Genomic DNA, 17958 nt, shown 5'->3' on the forward strand with positions numbered 1-17958 from the left:
GTGATAGAGCGTTGCTGCAAAATCTGCGTTAAGTGAGAGAGCGTTGCTAGGCGGCGGGGGGTCAGGAGGCGGCCGCGAGGGTGGCGTGGACTCGGCGCAAGCGGTCCAGCCACCAGTCCCTGCGTTCCGCGGACGCGGCAAACTGCTCCAGCAGCCCGGCGTCGGCGGCGACGTCGCGGAGGCGGATGGCGCCGTCGTCGGCTACCAGCGGGTCCAGGGTGACGTCGGAGGCGAACAGCGACACTGTCCCCAGCCCGCATGCATAGGGCAACTCCGGCAAAGAAGCCGCCAACGCCAGCCCGGCGCGAATTCCCACGGACGTGTCCAGGGCGGAACTCACGACGGCGGGCAGCCCGGCCTGGGCCACAATGTCCAAGGCGCGCCGCACTCCCCCAAGGGGTGCGACCTTAACAACCAGCAGATCGGCAGCGCCGGCCCGCGCCACGCGCAGCGGGTCGGATTCCTTGCGTACGCTTTCGTCGGCGGCGATCAGCACGGGCGTTCCGGCGTCCCGCAACCGGCGCCGCACCTCCGCCAGTCCCTCAATGGAGGGCACCGGCTGCTCCGCGTATTCAAGTTCGACGGCGGCGAGCCGGGTCAGTGCCTCGACCGCGGCGGGCACGTCCCAGCCGCCGTTGGCGTCGACGCGGATGGCTGCTTCCGGCAGTAAAGTACGCACGGCGCCAACCCGGGCGGCGTCGTCGTCGAGCGTCTGCCCGCGTTCCGCCACCTTGATCTTGACGGCATCTACCCGGCCAAAGCGGGCCAAGACCTCGGGCACCTGCTCCGCGGGGACAGCAGGGACGGTGGCGTTAACGGGAATGACCGACCGGACCGGCGCGGGGAAACCCTGCCAACCGGCTTCGATGGCGGCAGCCAGCCAGCGGGAGGCCTCGGCGTCCTCATACTCGGGGAACGGGCAGAACTCCGCCCAGCCAACGGGGCCCCGCAGCAGGAGGGTTTCGCGTTCCATGATGCCGCGGAACTTGACCCGCATCGGCAGGCTCACCACATGAGCGGAAGCCAGCAGTTTTTCGAGGGGCGGCAGCGTGGACGGGACCGAGGAAGGCATGCGTTCACTGTACAAGCGCCCTCCGACATCGTTCGTTCCGGAAACCCTAAGATGGAGGAAAACCGCAGGTCAGGAGCGGCTATTTCCTGCCCGGCGCGGCATCAAGGTACCTCTGCAGAAGGTCCGACGTCTGCCGGCCGCACTTCATAATCGTTTTGAGGTGGGCCACTGCCAGCCGGGGCAGCACGTTGTCCGGTGCCGCTTCCCGGGCCTCGGTTCGGACCGACCGCTCCAGCCCCATGGCGAGTTCCGCGAGGCGTTCGGCTCCCACCATCTGGCTTGAGGTTTTCAGGCTGAGGACCGCGTCCAGGCTGCCGGCCAAGTCTCCGGTGGTCAGGGCCAGGCGCAGTTTTTCGGTGCGCTGCGGCAGTTGTGCGATGAAATTCCGAACGAAGACCCCCCACACTCCTTCGTCGTCATCAAGTTCGTCGCGCAGCCTGTCCAACGCGGCCGGATCCAACAGGGGCAGGGCGTTGACGTCGTCCTGAGTCATGTCTTGAAGTGGGTGGACGGCGCTCCGCCTGGCAGATCCTCAAGGAGGGATTCCGCGAGCGCGCGGACCTTAACGTTCCGGTTGCTGGAGGCCTTGGCGATGATCCCGAAGGCTTCCTCGTACGAGCAGCGGTTCTGGCCCATGATCACCCCGCACGCGACATCAATGGACGTCCGGGCCTCCATGGCGGTCCGCAAATGTGTAGCCGCCGCCTCCGCCGCCCGGACAGCGGAGGCCATGACATAACTCCGTGCCGCAAGCTTGCTGAACATCACGACGTCGGCCAGTACAGCGGGCGCGAAAACACCGGTTTTGTCCGTGATGAGGGTTAGAGCTGCCTTGCATCCCGATTCGAGCTGAAGCGGCGCTGACACCACCGACCGGTAACCTGCGTCCCGAAGGGGCCCCCAGTACGCGGGCCACCGCTGATCCCTGGAAAAGTCGTTGAGGATCACCGCCAACCGCCCGCCAGTTGCCTGCGAGACCGGTCCGTCACCGTTGCCAAGGTCCCACCGAGCAAGAGTGGCCGCCGGCTCGCTGGTACCCGCCGTCAGGGGCGTCTGGCCCGGACGAACCACGGAAATTGCGCAGTCCAGCGAACTTCCGGCCCGTTCCGAGAGGGCAGCAGCGGCAGCCCGGGCGAGTAGGCCGAGGGAGTCCTTTTCAGTGCCGGCACGAAAGTCCAGTAAGACCCCTTCTGACTCCACCGTCCAGCCGTCGCTCGCCGCGCCGGGCCCCGAAAGTGATGAGTTTCCGGGCCCGCCGTGCCAGTCTGCCCCGCGCGCATTCGCCCCGTGCGGCGTAGCAGAAGGGTGCGAATTTGCGGTACGCGGGGCCGATGACTTTCCGCGGTACGGCGCTGTGCCGCTGGCTCCGTCGCCGGCCCCCGCCTGGTTCCGCGGACGGCGGACGCGTAGCTCGAAACTCATGACGTGACCCCCATAGCCGCTCAGCCTTAAGGTCCCGGAGGACCCTCAATAAACGCTAGGCGGCAGGGCGGAATGACACACGAGTAGTGAGTACTCTACTTTTCGATGGGGCAACACTAGGTACGGACCGGCCACCCCGCTAGATCCACTTGTTGTGTTTAAAGGTCAGGTAGAGTGCCAGGCCCATAACAACCATCAGGCCCAGCGCGAAGGGGTAGCCGAACAGCCAGCTAAGCTCGGGCATGTCCTGGAAGTTCATGCCGTAAATCGAAGCCACCAGTGTGGGCGCGAACAGGATGGCCGCCCACGAGGAAATGCGCTTGACCTCCTCATTCTGCCGGTAGCTGGATTCGGTGAGGTTCTTCATCTCGTCGTTCTGCCGCTGGGCCACGAGGGCGGCGTTCACGGCGAGCGCATTCTGCAGCAGGGCGCGGAAGGCGGCCACGCGTTCGTTGAGCCGGATGATGTGGTCCAGCACGTCCCGGTAGTGGTCCTGAAGTTCAGGCTCTTTGTCCCGGCCCGGCGTGCCCGCCATGAGGGCCTGCAGGATTCCCGCGAGCGGGCTGGTGGCACGCTGGAACGTGATGACTTGCCGGGAGAGTTCGTAGATCCGGCGTGAGACGTCAGGGTCGGCGCCGAAAAGGTCATCCTCGATCTCGTCGATGTCGTTCTCCAGCCCGGCCGCGACCGGTTCGTATTCGTCCACCACCTGGTCCAGGATGCCGTACAGAACGGCGTCCGGGCCGAGGGCGAGGAATTCGGGCATGCCTTCCATCCGGCGCCGGACCCTGGCCAGGTCCGGGGACTCCGCGTGGCGGACGGTGACCACGTAGTCTGCCCCGACGAAAACATGGATTTCGCCGAAGTCCACCTTTTCGACGTCGTCCAGATAGCGTGCGGGCCGGAGCACCAGGAAGAGGTCTTCGCCGTAGTGCTCCAGTTTGGCGCGCTGGTGTCCGGCGAGCGCGTCTTCAACGGCCAGATGGCTGAGGTCGAACTCCTCCGCCACAGAGCGGAGTTCATCGGCGTCGGGCCGGTAGAGCCCGATCCATGCCATTCCCTCGCGCTGTCTGAGCAGGAAATACGTCTCGTCCAGGTCTTCGGGGTCCGCGGTGCGCACGCCGTTCACGTACACCGCGTTGTCGATGATGGTCACGGCCGCGCCTTCTGAACTTCTTCGCCGACGACGCCGGGGCCAGCGACGCTGCCTGAATCCGCCTTAACGTCGGACTCACCATGGCCGTGCCCGCCGTCGCGGACCAGCTCCCAGTCGTCCAGGATGGCCGGCATCCGTTCGGCGAGGAACCGGTAGAAACGGCCCATTTCGGTCACCCGTGAGCGAGCAGCCGATCCTTCCGGCAATGCCTCCGCCGTGGCATCCGTCAGGACAGCCAGGCTTTGGTAGGTCGGGCTTCGCCGAATGGACGCGATGTACCACTCGTCGTCATTCAGCGCGTAGAGGTTGCGGCGGCTCCCGGGCTTGGAAACCCGCTGGACGTAGCCGACGGTCTGCAGATACCGGACAGCGCCGGATACGGCGGCTGCGCTCACGCCGAGCCGTTCCGAGAGCTCGGCCGCGGTCAGCCGCCCTTCCTCGGACGAGGCCAGGGCCATCAGTGCGCGGGCGGGCATCTTGGGGAACCCGGCCGCGGTGAACCCTGCGGCCGCCTTCTCGGCCGCCCTGGCGGCTGAAACCCCGCCGGCCGCCGCAGCCGCCGCGGCCACCATCCTCATGCCGTCCCCGATTCCCGCCGACGCATCACAACCACGGCCACAGCGCCGACGGCCACAGAGATGGCCAGCATCCCCCACGCGCCGCTCCAGTCCGTCGTCGTACCGGTGGGCACGGGGGTGTGGGTGAACGGCGACAGGTTGCGGACGTCCTGGTTCAGGCCCACCATGCCGCCGAAGATGCCCACGATCACACCGGCGGCCAGCAGCGCCCAACCCAGCCCGATGGTGCCGCGCGGCCACACAGTGAACACCAGCGCGGGGACGGCCAGGTAGATCAGTGCGGCCGGCAGCTGTGCCGCGGCGGTCTGCCAGACATCGGACGCGGCCACGGACGAATCCCGCACGGCGGTGAGGGACACCCAGGCGCCCAGCCCCGTAAGGAACATGACCAGCACCACCGACGCCGTGCCCAGCGCCAGGTAGCCGGCGAGCCAGCGGATCCGGCCCACCGGGGCGGCGAGCAGGAGCTCTGCGGTGCCTGCCGCCTCCTCCTGGCGCAGCCGGAGGACAGCCTGCAGTCCGCAGGCGGCGGCCAGCACGCCGGCGATCGAGAACATGGCAGAGACCAGGAGCTGGGCCAGGGACGGGCCCTGGGCCTGGAGCATCGCGCGAAGTGCCGCGGTGACGTTGCTGTCCGCGATGTCCGCGGCGGCGATGGCGCTGCCGAGCGAGCCGGCCAGGAGTCCGATCGCCAGGCCACCGAGGCCCCAGCCGATGATGGAACCGGTTTGGAGCCGCAGGGCCAGGGCGCCGGAGCTGTTGAGCCCGCGGCGGGCCGCTGCCCGGCCGGGAAACGCTCCCCAGACGCTGGCGCCGCTGTCCCGCCGCTCCAGGATGAGCCACGCCGCTCCGAGGCTTACGACGGCGAGTCCCAGGGGCAGGAGCAGGGGCCACCATCTGTCGCCCGTGTAGGCGAAGCTCTGCTGGCCCCAGCCGATGGGTGAGAACCAGCTGGCTGGCCCCACCGTCATCACGGTCCCGTCGGCACTCGGTGTGCCAGTGGCGTCCCCGATGCCGCGCACGATATACGCCCCCACCACCAGTGCCGACGAGAAGCCGTTGGCCCCGCGGGAGGTTCCCATCAGCTGGGCGAGGAGCAGGCCCACGCCCACAAACGCGATGCCGACGGCGCCCGTTGCGGCCCCCGCGAGCAGCGAGCCAGCGGGGTCCAGGCCTTTGGCGGCAAACCCTGCGAACACGGCGAGCGCCACGAGGACGTTTGCGGCACAGCCGTGCAGGAACGTTGCCACCGCCGGGGTCAGCCGGCCGGCCGGGGTGGCGGCCACCAGCTCCGCGCTGCCGCTCTCCTCCTCAGCCCGGGAATGGCGCACGGCCAGGAAGGTGCTCATCAGCCCTGCCAGCAGGGCGAGGAAGGCGTAGATCAGGAAGAACGTGAAGGCGCCCTGTTCGGCGCCGCGGGGCAGGCCGCGGAGCATCAGAATGGCAGGGGTGACGATGGCCACCTGGAGGATCTCCGCACGGCTGGACTGTTCCCCGTAGGTCTGCAGGATGGCGGTGGCCGCGAACAGCGCCATCGAGCCGATGCCGAGCACCCAGATGGCCAGTTGCCAGCGGTCGCGCCGCAGGCGTTCGCCCCACAGGATCCAGAGTGCCCCCACCTCAGCCACGGCCCCTCGCGCCGAGCAAATGGCGCCGGTGGCCCGCCGTTTCGGCGGGCTGCCCGCCCGGGGAAACCGTGGTGTCGCCGTAGTGCCGCAGGAACAGCTCCTCAAGCGACGGCGGTTTGATGGTCAGGCCCTGCACGCCAAGGGTTCCGAGCAGCGGAAGCACCTCCGCGATCCGGTCCGAATCAGTACCGAACTTGACCCTGCCGCCGTCGACGGCCAGGTCATGGACAGCGGCCAGATGCGCCAGGGCCCGCGTGTCCAGTCCGTCCGCGGCGAAGGAGACCTCCGTGCGCGTCAGGTGGCGCAGGGAGTCCAGCGTGCCGCCGTCCACGATCCTGCCGGCGCGGATGATGCTCACGCGGTGGCAGAGCACCTCCACCTCGGAGAGGATGTGGCTGGAGAGCAGGACTGTGGCACCGCGTTCGACGGCGGCGAGCGTCTCCCGGCGGAAGACCGCCTCCATGAGCGGGTCCAGCCCGCTGGTGGGTTCGTCGAAGAGGTAGAGCTCGGCGTCGGTGGCCAGGGCGGCGATCAGGGCCACCTTCTGGCGGTTGCCCTTGGAGTAGGCGCGGCCTTTCTTCGTGGGGTCGAAGTCGAAAGCCTCGCAGAGCTCCGCCTTGCGCTGCCGGTACGCCGCGTCGTCGCGCGCCCCTGCGCTCCCTGAGCTGCCCCTCCCGGTGGCGCGCAGGCGCGAGAGCAGGTCGATGGTCTCGCCGCCGGAGAGGTTGGGCCAGAGCCGGACGTCGCCGGGGACGTAGGCCAGGCGCCGGTGCAGGGGAACGGCCTGTTTCCAGGGGTCGAGCCCCAGGACGGTAGCAGTCCCGGATGTTGCCTTGGCCAGTCCCAGCAGGACGCGAAGGGTGGTGGACTTCCCGGCGCCGTTGGGACCGAGGAATCCGTGGATCTCGCCGCGGTGGACTTCAAGGGTGAGCCCGTCGAGGGCCCGGACGCTGCCGAAGTGTTTGTGCAGGTCAACTGTCTGGATGATGGTATCCATAGTCCGAACACTACTCAGTTTCACAATTTTGTGAATACTCAAAACCCCGTCAGGACTTTCAACATATATACACATGGATATACAATGACGGCATGGCACGGGCAGCAACAACGGCGGACGCGTTCAACGCGGTGGCTGAGCCCCGCCGTCGGGAAATCCTGGACGCCCTCGCCCACGGTGAGCGCCCGGTCGGCGAGCTCGTTGACCTCCTGGGCCTGGCGCAGCCGCACGTATCACGGCACTTGCGGGTGCTGCGCGAGGTGGGTGCCGTCGTCGTGCGTGATGAGGGCCGGCAGCGCGTCTACCGGCTGAATCCGCAGGCACTCAAACCCATCCACGACTGGGTTGCCAGCTACCGGCACCTCTGGGAGGAGCGCTTCGACCTCCTCGATGACGTGCTGGAAGACCTCAAGCAGGAAGAGCACTGAGAAGGAGCACGGCAATGGCACAGGCAGGCAGCGGCACCATGGATGTCACGTTCCCCAGCGACACCGAAATCCTCATCGCCCGCACCGTCAACGCGCCCCCGCACCTTGTGTACCGGGCCTGGACCACGCCGGAGCTCATCAGGAGGTGGTGGCCCGGCCGGCGCGGCCAGATGACGGTGGCGGACATGGACTTCCGGGTGGGCGGCGCGTGGCGGTATGTCATGGTGTCGAACGGCGAATTCGAGGTGGCTTTCCACGGCATCTACCGCGAGATAGTGCCCAACGAGCGGATCGTCCACACGGAAGTCATGGAGCTGCCGGGCACCGCGCCGGACAGCGCGGAGGGCGCTGTGCTCAACACCGTCACCTTCGAGCCCTCCGACGACGGCGGCGCCACCATCGTGCGGATCCGCACCGATGCGGGCACCAGGGAAGTCCGGGACATGATTGCCCGGTCCGGCATGGAAGCCGGCGTGCGCGAGCAGTTCGAGATCATCGAGGAACTGGCTGCGTCGCTCGCCTGACCCACCCGCCCGGCCCAAGTAAGTAGCGCTATCCGTCGTTTTGAGCCTCCATAGCGACAGATAGCGCTACCTACTTGGGGGGAAGGCGCACCCGCCCGACCGGGACGCGCACCTCACACGCGTTAGGTAGACTGCAGGAAATACCGCACGCCGGAGGAAGCACAGTATGAACCGCAAAGCCACAGCACTGGACGTCGCCAAACTCGCCGGGGTGTCCCGCAGTGCGGTGTCGCTGGTCCTGAACGGCCGCGGCGACGGGAATGTGGCCAAAGAGAGCCAGGTCCGGATCCGTGAGGCGGCGGCCACGCTGAACTACACGCCCAATGCCATCGCCGTCAGCCTGCGGAACCGCCGGTCGAGGATCATCGGAATCGTCTCGGACCAGGTGGTCACCAGCCCGTTCGACGGCAACATCATCGCCGGTGCGGACGCCGTGGCCAGGTCCCAGGGCTTTGTCACCGTGGTGATGGATACGGAATCGGACGAGGCGCGGGACGAAAGTGCCGTGGCCACGCTGCTGGACCGCCAGGTGGACGGGCTGATGTACGTCACCGTGGGCCTGCGCCCCCTGCACGTCCCGGTCAACATGCTGCGCGTGCCGTCGGTGCTGGCCAACTGTTTCGATGACCGGCCCGAGGCCGGTGTTCCCGCCGTAATTCCGGATGAGGTCCGTGGCGGCCGGGAGGCGGCCACACACCTGCTGGAGCTTGGCCACCGCGACATCGCGTTCCTCGCCGGCGACAGCCTCACCCCCGCAGCGCCGCGCCGGATCCAGGGCCACCGGGACGCCCTCGAGGCAGCCGGGGTGGCCGTGCGCCCGGACCGGATCCTCCAGGTGGGCTGGGACATCGATACCGGATTCCACGGCGCCATGAAGCTTTTGGAAGGCGTGGCTGCGCCGGAGAGGCCCACGGCGATCGTCTGCGCGAACGACCGCCTGGCCATCGGCGTGGTGCTCGCGGCGAACCGGCTGGGCCTGACAGTGCCTCAGGACGTCTCGGTCATGGGCTACGACGACGAATTCCGCATCGCCTCCACCATGGTCCCTGCACTCACCACCATGGCCCTCCCGCTGCGGGAAATGGGGGCCGCCGCCATGGCCGGGCTCCTCGCCGAGCTGTCCGAGGAACCCGGGAGCGAGGAGAACGACGACGGCGGCGCCTCCGCTGAGCTCAGACGGCCCGCCCAGACGCTCGTCCCGTGCCGGCTGGTAGTGCGCGAGTCAACGGGTCCAGTCCCCGCCGGCCAAAACTGATCCGGCCCCTTGCCAGCAAGGACAACGCGGGGTCACGTAATGCCCCTCCGAGGCTTTTAATCGGGCATTATGTGACCCCGCGTTGTCAGTTATGCGGGCTGCTCCAGCTGCCACACGTCCGCGGCCGAACCTTCGGGAAGCCGTAACACCCACCGTTCGCCGGGTGCCGGGTAGGCCCGCAGCGTGGTGGCCACCGAACCGCTCCGGTACACCTCCACGAGCGACGCGTCCACAAATACCCGCAGCTCCTCCCCCGCCGCCAGCGTTCCGCTGAACACCACTTGGGGTGCGGAACCGCCGTCGGCCTCCCCTGAACCGTCCGCCACCAGCAAAAGTTCGACGACAGCGTCCGCGGCGAGCGCCGTCGGCTCGCCGCCCCGGGCGCTCACCACAGCTTCGGCATACGGCGGCAGCTCAACGCTCCCGGCAGCCTGTGAAGCCAGTTGCGTGCCGCGGTAGGCATCGACTTCCGGCGCGGGTGCCACGGCCAAGGACCCATCCACGACGGACAGCAGGCGCGGATGGGTGAGTACGCCGGCCCAGCCAGCGGCGTCGATTTCGTCCTGGTTGCGGCCGCGGCGGCCGTCGCGGCCGGGCCCTTCGTTGGCCCAGCCCCACAGCAGCGCCTTCGGTTCACCCGCAGCGACGCCGGCAGCATCAGCGGCGCCCGCAGCAGCGGAGCCGTCCTGCAGCTGGACGATCTGCGGCGCATAGAAGTCCCGGCCCAGGTCCGATTGTCCACCGGTCTCCGGGGAGAAGACGGGCAGGCCGGTGGTGGGATCCTCGGTCAGGGTGCCGATCAGGTGGCCCACGCCGTTGGCGTGCTCGTGGTGGTCGCCGGACAGCCAGAGCGAAAACATCATCACCCACGCGTCCTCGGAAAACGCGTCTTGGGCGGCAGCGTCCGCACCGGAAGTGGAAGCGGAGGAGGCCGGCACGCGCACCAGCTGCGGGCACTCCCAGATCTCGGCCGGCGTGTGGGCGGAAGCCACGGGGTTCTCCGACGTGAGCCAGATGCCCTGGTACTTCCAGTCGGTGAGGTCCTCAACCGTGTACAGCAGCAGGGCTGCGTGCCCGGAGGCAAGGCCGGCGCCCTGCATGGCGTAGCGCTTGCCGTTGAACCGGAAAATGAACGGATCACGGACCGCCGTCACCTGGGGATCGGACGGCATGGAGGCGGCGACGTGGCCGTCCTGGTTCCACGAGACAAGGTCAACGGAACCGCGGGAGATGACCACCTGGGAGTGGCCGCCATCGCCGCGGACGCCAGAGTACGCGGCGGTGGGGACACCGCCGTCGTCCGTCACCACACCGGTCCAGCAGCCGTACTCATCCGGCCCGCCGTCCTGCGGCCGCAAGGCCACCGGGTGTTCCTCCCAGCGCACCAGGTCGGCGGAGCTGACGTGGCCCCACGCGATCTTGTGGTGGCGGGCGGACTCGGGGTTGTACTGGAAGAAGACGTGGTACCGGCCGTTGAGGTGGCTGATGCCGTTGGGGTCGTTGATCCAGCCTTGGGCGGGGCGGGGGTGGAACTGCGGGAACGCCGGGTCCGGGTGGGCCGCGGCCAGGCGGGCGAAGTCCGTGACAGCAAGGTCGGCGGCAAGGTCCGGGGATGACATGGAGGGAAGCCTTTCAGAAAGTTTTGAGGTTATTTGCCGCTGCCGGCGGTGAGGCCGTCCTGCAGCGCACGCTGGCCGAAGATGAAGACCACCAGGGCGGGAATCATGGACAGGACCACGCCGGCCAGCACCACGGAGATGCTGCCTGTGCCGAGGTTGCCCTGGAGGGAGACCAAGCCCAGCGGCAAAGTGAAGTTCCGTTCCGAGATGGTCATGATGAGCGGACGGAAGAATTCATTCCAGTGGAAGTTGAAGGCGAGGATACCCACAATCGCCATGCCCGGAACGGCCAGCGGAGCGTAGACCGAGCGGAAGGTCCGCCAGGGCGAGGCGCCGTCGATCGATGCCGCCTCCGCGAGGTCGGCGGGCAGACCCAGGAAATACTGCCGCATCAGGAAGGTCCCGAACGCCGTCGGGATGGCCGGCAGGATCAGTGCCAACAGGGTGTCCGAAAGGCCCATGCCGCGGATCAGCATAAACACGGGCACGATGGTCACCTGGACGGGCACCATCATGGTGGCCAGCACGATCGAGAACAGGGCGCCGCGGCCACGGAACTTCAGGTTGGCGAAGGCGTACCCGGCCATCGCCGCGGTGACCATCTGGCCCACTGCGATGAGCCCGGTGACCAGGGCACTGTTCAGCACCAGGAGGACAATATCCAGCTGCTTGAAGACCTGGCTGTAAGAGGTGAAGTCAGGATTCCAAGGGAAGAACGACGGCGGCAGCTTGAACGATTCCGACGGCGACCGCAGCGAGGTGGACAGCGTCCACATCACCGGTCCCAGGGTCAGGACGGCCGCGATGGTCAGCAGGAGAACGCGGAGGACCAGGTTCCAGTTCGGCTTCCGCCGTTGGCGGCCAGGCACCGCGGGAGTGCGGGTGGAGACACGCTCTGTAGTGGTAGTCATGGCTGGCCTTACTGGTAGAAGACGAATCGTTTGCTGAGCCGGAACTGCGCGGCCGTGATGGCCATGATGATGAGGGTGAGGATTACGCCGATAGCCGAGGCCTGGCCGAACTCCAGCCGCTGGAAGGCTGATTCGAAGATCACCATCACAGCGGTCCGGGTGGAGTCCCCGGGCCCGCCGCGGGTTAGGACGTACGGCTGGTCGAACACCTGCAGCGCGCTGATGATGGCCATCACGGATGCCAGCAGGGTGGTGGGGCTGAGCAGCGGCAGGGTGACGTAGGCGTGCTTGCGCCAGCCGGTGGCGCCGTCCAGGGAGGCGGCCTCATAGGTTTCCATCGGAATTGACGCGAGTCCGCCGATGAACAGTAGGAACGAGAATCCGAAGTTCTGCCACACGTAAACCAGGATCACGACGGCGGCGGACCCGCCGGGGGTGGTCAGCCACGGCACCGCAGGGATGCCGGCAAGGGAAAGGAACCAGTTGACCACGCCGAACTGCTCGTTGAAGAGGTACCGCATAAAGATGGAGACCGAGGCGGCGGAGAGGATCAGCGGGAAGAAAAAAGCCGAGCGGAAAACGGTCCGCAGCCAGGCGGGCATCTTCTCCTGCACCATCACGGCGAGCGCCAGGGCCAGGCCGAGCTGGAGGGCCACCGCCACGATCACAAACACGATGGTGTTCAGGAAGGACACCCGGACCGTGGGGTCCTGGACCACTTCGGCGAAGTTGTCGAAGCCCACAAACGTGGGGGCCGAGATGATGTCCCAGCGGAAGAACGCCAGGACCACCGACGCCACGATGGGCACCAGGGTGAACAGGCCCATGCCCAGGATGGTGGGGGCCAGGAAGATCCAGGCAAGCCAGCGCTGGCTGTGCCGGCCGGACGCAGTCTGTCCGGTTTGCGTTCCGGGTGTTGCCGGTTTCGCGGCCTGCTTGGCCCGCTGGTTCGCCCGCTCCCGGCGAGGGGTGGTGGTGCTCATGACTGCCTCCTCAGGGCGAGTTCAAGATCGCGCTGCATGGATTCGAGGGCCTGCTTGAGCTGGCGCTCATCGCCGCTGACGGCCAGCGAGACGTTTTTCATCAGGGCCGTTTCGACGGCGGCCTGCTGGGGCGGCGCCGGGATGGGGCCGGTGGTGGGGTACTTGTCCAGGGTGTCGTAGAAGACCTTCCAGTGGGCCGGGCCCTTGCCGGCGTACAGGGCTTCGTTGACCATGGACCGGCGGGCCGGGGTGGTGATCGGGTTGGGGAAGATCAGTTCCATGGCCTCGCGGCTGGCACTGAACTTGATCCATTCCCAGGCGGCGTCCTTGTCCTTGGCGGTTTTCATGATGGCGTAGCCGGCCGTGCCGAACTGGTGCCGCTGGGTCCGCCACTTGGGGAAGAACGCCACGTCGTAGTCGTTCTCCTTCATGCCGGCCTCGTGCAGGCCCTGTACCCAGTAGCCGCCGGCCGGCGTGGTGCCGATCCGGTTAGAGGCGAAGAGTCCCACCAGGGAACTGCCGCCGCCTTCCTCGGGCCGGACGCCGAGGCCGTCCTTGACCAGGCCGCGGAGGTAGTCGAAGGTCTCGAATACACGCGGGTCGTCGGCGTTGGGTTCCAGCCACTGGTAGCCGCCGGAGCGCAGCCCGCGGGAGGGATCCTTGGCGTAGAAGGAGTCCCAGAGCCAGTCGCCGCCGGTGGACCGGGTCTCTTTCAGGAAGCTGGTGTCGTTGGCGTAGAGCCAGGGCACCACGCCGCCGAACAGCCGGTTGGTCCAGTAGTACGGGGTGAAGTCGGTGGGCCGGGCCTTGCGCATCGCGGCGAGATTGTTGCGGAAGTCCACGTTGGTCCAGTCGTCCGCGGGGCGCTCCAGCCCGGCCTGCTGGAAGGCGGTGGTGTTGTAGTACATGTTGGCGGCGTTCCAGTCCATGGGGAGCTGGAACAGGCTGCCCTTGTACATAAACGCTTCCACCAGGCTGGGGTGGACGTCGTCGAAGAACTCGGCCATGTCCGCGGCGTCGCGGCGCAGGTACTCGTCCAGCGGATGGGCCAGTTTGTCCGCGAAGAGCTGCGCGCCTTCGGTGGCAACGTAGACCACGTCCGGCGGGGTGCCGGCGGCAACCATGGTGAGGATTTTGGTGAAGAAGTCTTTCCAGTCCACGGCCTGGATGGCCTGGACCTTGACCCGGATGTCCGGGTGAAGTCGGGTGAACGCGTCGATGGCGCGCTGGCGGGCAGCGGCATCGGCGGCTGTACCCATGATGGCAATGCTGAGGCTGTTGTCGCCCCGCCCGGGAATATCGGATCCGGAGAGCCGGGGCCACGACGCCACGGTTGCTCCCAAAATTCCTGCTCCCAAGGCACCCAGGGCGGTCCGGCGAGAGATTTCACGCAGGCGGCCAGTTGTGGCACCGGTCATGTCAATTTCCTTCCTAACACGTGTTAGGAAGCTTAGAGGACGCGCCTAACACGTGTCAAGTGTCACATTGCGCTTCCCCACTCCGCCCAACTAGGTAGCAGCAGATGTCGTTCTGAGGCTCCATAACGACATCTACTGCTACCTAGTTGGGTGAGAGCTACCCGGGTGAGAGGTCCTCACAGAATTCTGTGACACCCTTAACTGATGACCTTGTCGAAGCCCGCGCGCATCAGCACTCCCGCACGCCCTGCCCCCGGCTCCGGCTTTATGTTCTTCTTGGCCACGCTTGCCTGCGTTGTGGGTCTGATGGCCACGTACTACTACTTTGTCCAGACCACTACGGGCCAGTTCATCGACGAGTCCGCCCTGGTTGAGGCCGTGGACATCCACGGCCCGGCGGGCAAGGCAGCCACCGAGTTCCTGGACTGGCTGCCCACCATCTCCCTGGTGATGGCCGCCGTCGTCATTCTGTTTGTCACGGTGATCCGGCGGCGGTGGTCGGCGGCCGGGATCGCCCTCACCGCGTGCATCGGCGCCAACATTGCCACCCAGGTCCTTAAAGACGTGCTGCCGGCACGCCCGGACAAGGGCGTGGTGACGCTGGAACTGAATTCCCTGCCGTCCGGGCACACCACCCTGGCGGCGTCCGCTGCGGCGGCGGTGTTCCTGATGTCCTCGCCGAGGTGGCGTCCGCTGGCCGGCTTTGTGGGCGGCACGTTCGCGATCGCCTCCGGGGTGTCCACACTGATCAACCAGTGGCACCGCCCGGCCGACGTCGTGGCAGCTTTCCTTCTGGTGGGCGCGTTCATGATTCCCGCCGGCTGGCTGATCCTCAGGCTTGGCGGTACCTGGAACGTGTGGGACGGCTTCGACAGGCATCTCGGTTCGGCGCGGATCTGGCTCAAGCTGCCGGTGGCGATCGGGCTGGCGTCGGCCGCTGTGGCAGTGTATTCGCTCGCCAAGATCGCGCCGGGCCCGCTGCAGGAGGGCAGCACCACCAACTACTTCTGGGCCGGGATCGCGCTCATTGTCATTGCCGGGTACCTTGCCACGGTGGCCACCACCTCGCTGTTCGCGTACGCCGCACGACGGCGGGACGCACCAAGGCGCTGACCGCACCTCCGCTGCGGTTACGTCAGTGCCGCACTCAGCGAGCGCTGAAGCCAGTCCCGGTAGGCCTTCACTGACCAGCCCGCATCCCCCACGAGTGCGCGATAGGTCTGGTGGTGTCCCAGCGACCAAATGGCGGCGGCAGCATCGGCGTCGGACATTCCCGACTGCAACCCGCCGCGGGCCCGGACCGCGGCGGCGGCCTCTCCGTACCGCTCCAGCCGCTGCAGCGCGCGTGCGGACTGCAACTTCTCCACGGCGGGGTCGACGGCGGCGGCCTGGGCGATGACCCCGACCACCGGTCCGGTGCGCCGGTGGACCTCGACAAACCAGTCAGCCATGGCCGCGATGAGGGCGTCGAAGTCGGCCGCTTCCGCGGTCCGCTTCCGCATCAGTTCCAGAACGTTCGACGGCGAGTGGGGGCCCGACGCCGCGGCGTCCAGCACCGCGGACAGCAGCGCCGCCTTGTTCCCCACGGAGTTGTAGACAGTCTGCAGGGCAACGCCGCTCTCCGACGCGATGGCCTCGACGGTGGTGGGCACGTACCCCTGTTCGGCGAACAGCCGTGCGGCCCCGGACACGATCAGTGCGCGGGTTTCTGCAGCCTGGACGGCCCGGCGACTGGCCTTCGGGGCTCGGGAAGCGGGGGCTGAAGCAGTCATAAAACATAGACTATCCCTACACTCACTGGAATGCTATTCTAATGAAATCCGCAGGGCAGTCGCAGAAGCCGTGCCCCGGATCGGGCGAAGGAGCCGGCGATGGATTCGCACATTATGGACGTTCTGGTGATCGGTGCGGGGCAGTCGGGCCTGGCTGCCGGGTACTACCTGAAACAGGCGGGGCTCGATTTCACCATCCTCGACGGGGCGGACCGGGTGGGTGATTCCTGGCGGCAGCGGTGGGATTCGCTGCGGCTCTTCACGCCGGCCCGGTACAGCGCCCTGCCCGGCCTGAAGTTCCCGGCGGCCGGCGGGAGTTTCCCGGGCAAGGAGGGTTTTGCGGACTATCTGGAGGGGTACGCGGCCCGCTTCCAGCTGCCTGTCCGTACAGGAGTCCGGGTCCATTCAGTCCGCCGTGCGGACGGTCTCTTTGAACTGCAGACCAGCGCCGGGGAGCTGCGGGCACGGAACGTCATTGCCACGCCGGGCGCAAACTCCACTCCCTTTGTCCCCGAAGCCGGGCAATCACTGGATGCTTCGATTCTTCAGCTGCACAGCAGCGAATACCGTGGCCCGTCGGGACTCCCGGAGGGTGCCGTTGTGGTGGCCGGCGCGGGGACCTCCGGGATGGAAATCTCCCTGGAGTTGGCGCAGGACAGGCCGGCGGGAACCGTCTACCTCGCGGGCCGGCCTACCAAGCACATCCCGGACGCGGTGTTCCGTTTCGCCGGCCCGCTGTACTGGCGCCTGGTGAACTCGCTGCTCACGCTGGACACCAAGCCAGGGCGGAAGGTCGCGGCCGGGTTCCACCGTCAGGGCTCGCCGCTCATCCGGGTATCGGTGGAGGACGTGGAGCGGGCCGGGGTTGTGCGGCTCCCCCGGATCGCTGCCGCCGGGGACGTGCCCGCCGGCGTCCGCACCATCATCTGGGCGACGGGCTACCGTCCGGCGTTCGGCTGGATCGAGGGACTTCCGCTGGACGTAGACGGCTGGCCTGCCACGAGCCGCGGCGTTGTGCCGGAGCTGCCGGGCCTGTACTTCGTGGGCATGCCGTTCCAGTACGCGCTGACGTCCGGGCTGGTGGGTGGCGTGGGCCGGGACGCGGAGTACGTGGTGGAGCATCTCAAAGTTCACCAGCGGGCGTTGAGTTGGGCTCAGGAGCAGTAGATCTTGCCGCTGCTGGTTCCGGTGTCCAACCGCACGGTGGTCTCGGCGATCACCTGGGGCTGGTTTGCAAATGTTGCTGTCAGCCGCACGCTCACAACGCTCATGCCGTTGCTCTGGGCGAGTACGGTTGAATCGCCCCTGAGCTGGATGGTTCCAGACGCGTTAACCGGGGTGACGCTGGACGCCGGGCCGTAGGTGCCATCCGCCTTCTTTGCCGACAGCGTCAAGGCAGTAGGCGTTCCGGATAAGGAGTAGGCGAGGCTGACGTACTTGTCAGCGTTATCAGCGAACGAGCAGATCAGTTGTCCGGGCCAGGTGCCGTTTGCCGTCACGCTCATCGTCGCCGTGGCCGACTGTTGCCACAGCGCCGAGGCCGAAGCCCCGCCGACGCCCAGGAGGACCGACAGCACAAAGGCTCCGACTGCCAGCGCAGCTCCTGGCAGCTGCACGAACTTCTTCACGCGGCTGCTTCTTCAGAAGCCTTCGACGAGCGCCCGCGGCCACGGACACCTTTGATCATCAGAAGCCCGCCATACCCGATCAGGCTGGCCGCGGCGAGAGTCACCCACATGTTGCGGTCGGCGTTGCCCAAGGCGTTGGCTGCATAACCGACGTACGGGACGGCGTAGAACAACTTGCCCTTGACTTGTATCTCGCGGACCGACTCAGCGTCGTTGGTGCCGTTGTTGTCGCCCCTGGTCACGAGGGTCTTCTCCCCGGCCTGGGTTGCGCTGAAGCCCACGATCCGGTGCGTCTCCACCTCGGGCCGGCTGGAGTGCAGCTGGAAGGTGACCACGTCGCCGTACTTGAGATCGTCGAACGCGGCGGGCTTCATCACCATGAAGGTTCCGGGCGGGAATTTTGGCGCCATGGAGTTGGTGAGAACCGTATAGGAGCCGGAGCCCGTGGCATGGGGAACCCCGATCAACACGATCGCGGCGAGGACGGCGGTCATGAGCACAACCATGTTCAGGATTCGCCCGATTCCGGCCCAGACGCTGCTTTGGGCTGGCTTTACGGCAGCATTT

At 67.2% G+C, this 17958-nt stretch carries 19 protein-coding genes; 5 read left to right on the forward strand and 14 right to left on the reverse strand.

The annotated features are described in order from the left end of the window. Positions 1–61: 61 nt before the first annotated feature. From AC1MCD_RS15105 to AC1MCD_RS15135, 7 genes are all read right to left on the reverse strand, one after another. Entirely contained in the window at positions 62–1072 is a 1011-nt protein-coding gene (locus AC1MCD_RS15105) for an o-succinylbenzoate synthase (protein ID WP_498673068.1), read from the reverse strand. Positions 1073–1151: 79 nt separating this feature from the next. Further along, complete coding sequence (locus AC1MCD_RS15110; protein ID WP_498673069.1) at positions 1152–1565, reverse strand: Hpt domain-containing protein; 414 nt, start codon at positions 1563–1565, stop codon at positions 1152–1154. Further along, entirely contained in the window at positions 1562–2494 is a 933-nt protein-coding gene (locus tag AC1MCD_RS15115) for a GAF and ANTAR domain-containing protein (protein WP_498673070.1), read from the reverse strand. Before AC1MCD_RS15115 ends, AC1MCD_RS15110 begins: the two co-directional genes overlap by 4 nt. Positions 2495–2633: 139 nt before the next feature. Beyond that, positions 2634–3650 carry a magnesium and cobalt transport protein CorA gene (locus AC1MCD_RS15120; protein ID WP_498673071.1) on the reverse strand — a complete coding sequence of 339 codons (1017 nt, stop codon included), beginning with the start codon at positions 3648–3650 and terminating at the stop codon, positions 2634–2636. Then, on the reverse strand, positions 3647–4228 hold the full coding sequence (locus tag AC1MCD_RS15125) for a GbsR/MarR family transcriptional regulator (RefSeq protein WP_498673072.1): 582 nt from the start codon (positions 4226–4228) through the stop codon (positions 3647–3649). The genes AC1MCD_RS15120 and AC1MCD_RS15125 overlap by 4 nt, the downstream gene beginning before the upstream one ends. After that, positions 4225–5856, reverse strand: coding sequence for an ABC transporter permease (locus AC1MCD_RS15130; RefSeq protein ID WP_498673073.1), 1632 nt, complete (start codon positions 5854–5856; stop codon positions 4225–4227). The genes AC1MCD_RS15125 and AC1MCD_RS15130 overlap by 4 nt, the downstream gene beginning before the upstream one ends. Further along, a complete protein-coding gene (locus AC1MCD_RS15135) occupies positions 5849–6853 on the reverse strand; it encodes an ABC transporter ATP-binding protein (RefSeq protein ID WP_498673074.1) in 1005 nt (334 codons plus the stop codon). Before AC1MCD_RS15135 ends, AC1MCD_RS15130 begins: the two co-directional genes overlap by 8 nt. A 92-nt stretch (positions 6854–6945) precedes the next feature. Here AC1MCD_RS15135 and AC1MCD_RS15140 point away from each other — a divergent pair, with 92 nt between their 5' ends. The 3 genes from AC1MCD_RS15140 (at position 6946) to AC1MCD_RS15150 (ending at position 9060) form a co-directional block, all read left to right on the forward strand. Then, positions 6946–7281: an ArsR/SmtB family transcription factor gene (locus AC1MCD_RS15140; RefSeq protein WP_498673075.1), complete on the forward strand. Its 336-nt coding sequence runs from the start codon at positions 6946–6948 to the stop codon at positions 7279–7281. Positions 7282–7295: 14 nt separating this feature from the next. Then, positions 7296–7805 (forward strand): SRPBCC family protein, encoded by a 510-nt coding sequence (locus AC1MCD_RS15145; RefSeq protein ID WP_498673076.1) that lies wholly within the window; start codon positions 7296–7298, stop codon positions 7803–7805. Positions 7806–7971: 166 nt separating this feature from the next. Continuing rightward, on the forward strand, positions 7972–9060 hold the full coding sequence (locus AC1MCD_RS15150) for a LacI family DNA-binding transcriptional regulator (RefSeq protein WP_498673077.1): 1089 nt from the start codon (positions 7972–7974) through the stop codon (positions 9058–9060). Positions 9061–9149: 89 nt separating this feature from the next. On the opposite strand, the gene AC1MCD_RS15155 is transcribed toward AC1MCD_RS15150, so the two are convergent. The 4 genes from AC1MCD_RS15155 to AC1MCD_RS15170 are packed head-to-tail and all read right to left on the reverse strand — an operon-like array spanning position 9150 to position 13991. Next, a complete protein-coding gene (locus AC1MCD_RS15155; RefSeq protein WP_498673078.1) occupies positions 9150–10679 on the reverse strand; it encodes a glycoside hydrolase family 32 protein in 1530 nt (509 codons plus the stop codon). 29 nt (positions 10680–10708) lie between these two features. Continuing rightward, complete coding sequence (locus AC1MCD_RS15160; RefSeq protein WP_498673079.1) at positions 10709–11590, reverse strand: carbohydrate ABC transporter permease; 882 nt, start codon at positions 11588–11590, stop codon at positions 10709–10711. A gap of 8 nt (positions 11591–11598) precedes the next feature. Beyond that, positions 11599–12573 (reverse strand): carbohydrate ABC transporter permease, encoded by a 975-nt coding sequence (locus AC1MCD_RS15165; RefSeq protein ID WP_498673080.1) that lies wholly within the window; start codon positions 12571–12573, stop codon positions 11599–11601. Further along, entirely contained in the window at positions 12570–13991 is a 1422-nt protein-coding gene (locus AC1MCD_RS15170) for an extracellular solute-binding protein (RefSeq protein WP_498673081.1), read from the reverse strand. The genes AC1MCD_RS15165 and AC1MCD_RS15170 overlap by 4 nt, the downstream gene beginning before the upstream one ends. Before the next feature lie 204 nt (positions 13992–14195). On the opposite strand from AC1MCD_RS15170, the gene AC1MCD_RS15175 reads away from it, so the two are divergent. Then, positions 14196–15104, forward strand: a complete 909-nt coding sequence (locus AC1MCD_RS15175; protein WP_498673082.1) for a phosphatase PAP2 family protein — start codon at positions 14196–14198, stop codon at positions 15102–15104. Between the two features lie 17 nt (positions 15105–15121). Here the strand turns inward: AC1MCD_RS15175 and AC1MCD_RS15180 are convergent, their stop codons facing one another. After that, positions 15122–15763 (reverse strand): TetR/AcrR family transcriptional regulator, encoded by a 642-nt coding sequence (locus AC1MCD_RS15180; RefSeq protein WP_498673083.1) that lies wholly within the window; start codon positions 15761–15763, stop codon positions 15122–15124. Between the two features lie 99 nt (positions 15764–15862). Between AC1MCD_RS15180 and AC1MCD_RS15185 the strand changes: the two genes are divergently transcribed. Next, entirely contained in the window at positions 15863–16930 is a 1068-nt protein-coding gene (locus AC1MCD_RS15185) for a flavin-containing monooxygenase (RefSeq protein ID WP_498673084.1), read from the forward strand. On the opposite strand, the gene AC1MCD_RS15190 is transcribed toward AC1MCD_RS15185, so the two are convergent. Both AC1MCD_RS15190 and AC1MCD_RS15195 read right to left on the reverse strand, forming a co-directional pair. Continuing rightward, a complete protein-coding gene (locus tag AC1MCD_RS15190; RefSeq protein ID WP_498673085.1) occupies positions 16918–17391 on the reverse strand; it encodes a hypothetical protein in 474 nt (157 codons plus the stop codon). The genes AC1MCD_RS15185 and AC1MCD_RS15190 overlap by 13 nt on opposite strands. Further along, positions 17388–17885: a signal peptidase I gene (locus AC1MCD_RS15195; protein ID WP_498673086.1), complete on the reverse strand. Its 498-nt coding sequence runs from the start codon at positions 17883–17885 to the stop codon at positions 17388–17390. Before AC1MCD_RS15195 ends, AC1MCD_RS15190 begins: the two co-directional genes overlap by 4 nt. Between the last annotated feature and the right edge of the window lie 73 nt (positions 17886–17958).

It is taken from the genome of Arthrobacter sp. BF1, from assembly GCF_056680215.1.

What these genes read in the sequence shown, in the direction of transcription:
- AC1MCD_RS15105 (WP_498673068.1), bottom strand. Translation starts at nt 1,072, where the DNA reads ATGCCTTCCTCGGTCCCGTCCACGCTGCCGCCCCTCGAAAAACTGCTG.
- AC1MCD_RS15110 (WP_498673069.1), bottom strand. Translation starts at nt 1,565, where the DNA reads ATGACTCAGGACGACGTCAACGCCCTGCCCCTGTTGGATCCGGCCGCG.
- AC1MCD_RS15115 (WP_498673070.1), bottom strand. Translation starts at nt 2,494, where the DNA reads ATGAGTTTCGAGCTACGCGTCCGCCGTCCGCGGAACCAGGCGGGGGCC.
- AC1MCD_RS15125 (WP_498673072.1), bottom strand. Translation starts at nt 4,228, where the DNA reads ATGAGGATGGTGGCCGCGGCGGCTGCGGCGGCCGGCGGGGTTTCAGCC.
- AC1MCD_RS15135 (WP_498673074.1), bottom strand. Translation starts at nt 6,853, where the DNA reads ATGGATACCATCATCCAGACAGTTGACCTGCACAAACACTTCGGCAGC.
- AC1MCD_RS15140 (WP_498673075.1), top strand. Translation starts at nt 6,946, where the DNA reads ATGGCACGGGCAGCAACAACGGCGGACGCGTTCAACGCGGTGGCTGAG.
- AC1MCD_RS15145 (WP_498673076.1), top strand. Translation starts at nt 7,296, where the DNA reads ATGGCACAGGCAGGCAGCGGCACCATGGATGTCACGTTCCCCAGCGAC.
- AC1MCD_RS15150 (WP_498673077.1), top strand. Translation starts at nt 7,972, where the DNA reads ATGAACCGCAAAGCCACAGCACTGGACGTCGCCAAACTCGCCGGGGTG.
- AC1MCD_RS15155 (WP_498673078.1), bottom strand. Translation starts at nt 10,679, where the DNA reads ATGTCATCCCCGGACCTTGCCGCCGACCTTGCTGTCACGGACTTCGCC.
- AC1MCD_RS15160 (WP_498673079.1), bottom strand. Translation starts at nt 11,590, where the DNA reads ATGACTACCACTACAGAGCGTGTCTCCACCCGCACTCCCGCGGTGCCT.
- AC1MCD_RS15165 (WP_498673080.1), bottom strand. Translation starts at nt 12,573, where the DNA reads ATGAGCACCACCACCCCTCGCCGGGAGCGGGCGAACCAGCGGGCCAAG.
- AC1MCD_RS15170 (WP_498673081.1), bottom strand. Translation starts at nt 13,991, where the DNA reads ATGACCGGTGCCACAACTGGCCGCCTGCGTGAAATCTCTCGCCGGACC.
- AC1MCD_RS15175 (WP_498673082.1), top strand. Translation starts at nt 14,196, where the DNA reads ATGACCTTGTCGAAGCCCGCGCGCATCAGCACTCCCGCACGCCCTGCC.
- AC1MCD_RS15180 (WP_498673083.1), bottom strand. Translation starts at nt 15,763, where the DNA reads ATGACTGCTTCAGCCCCCGCTTCCCGAGCCCCGAAGGCCAGTCGCCGG.
- AC1MCD_RS15185 (WP_498673084.1), top strand. Translation starts at nt 15,863, where the DNA reads ATGGATTCGCACATTATGGACGTTCTGGTGATCGGTGCGGGGCAGTCG.
- AC1MCD_RS15195 (WP_498673086.1), bottom strand. Translation starts at nt 17,885, where the DNA reads ATGACCGCCGTCCTCGCCGCGATCGTGTTGATCGGGGTTCCCCATGCC.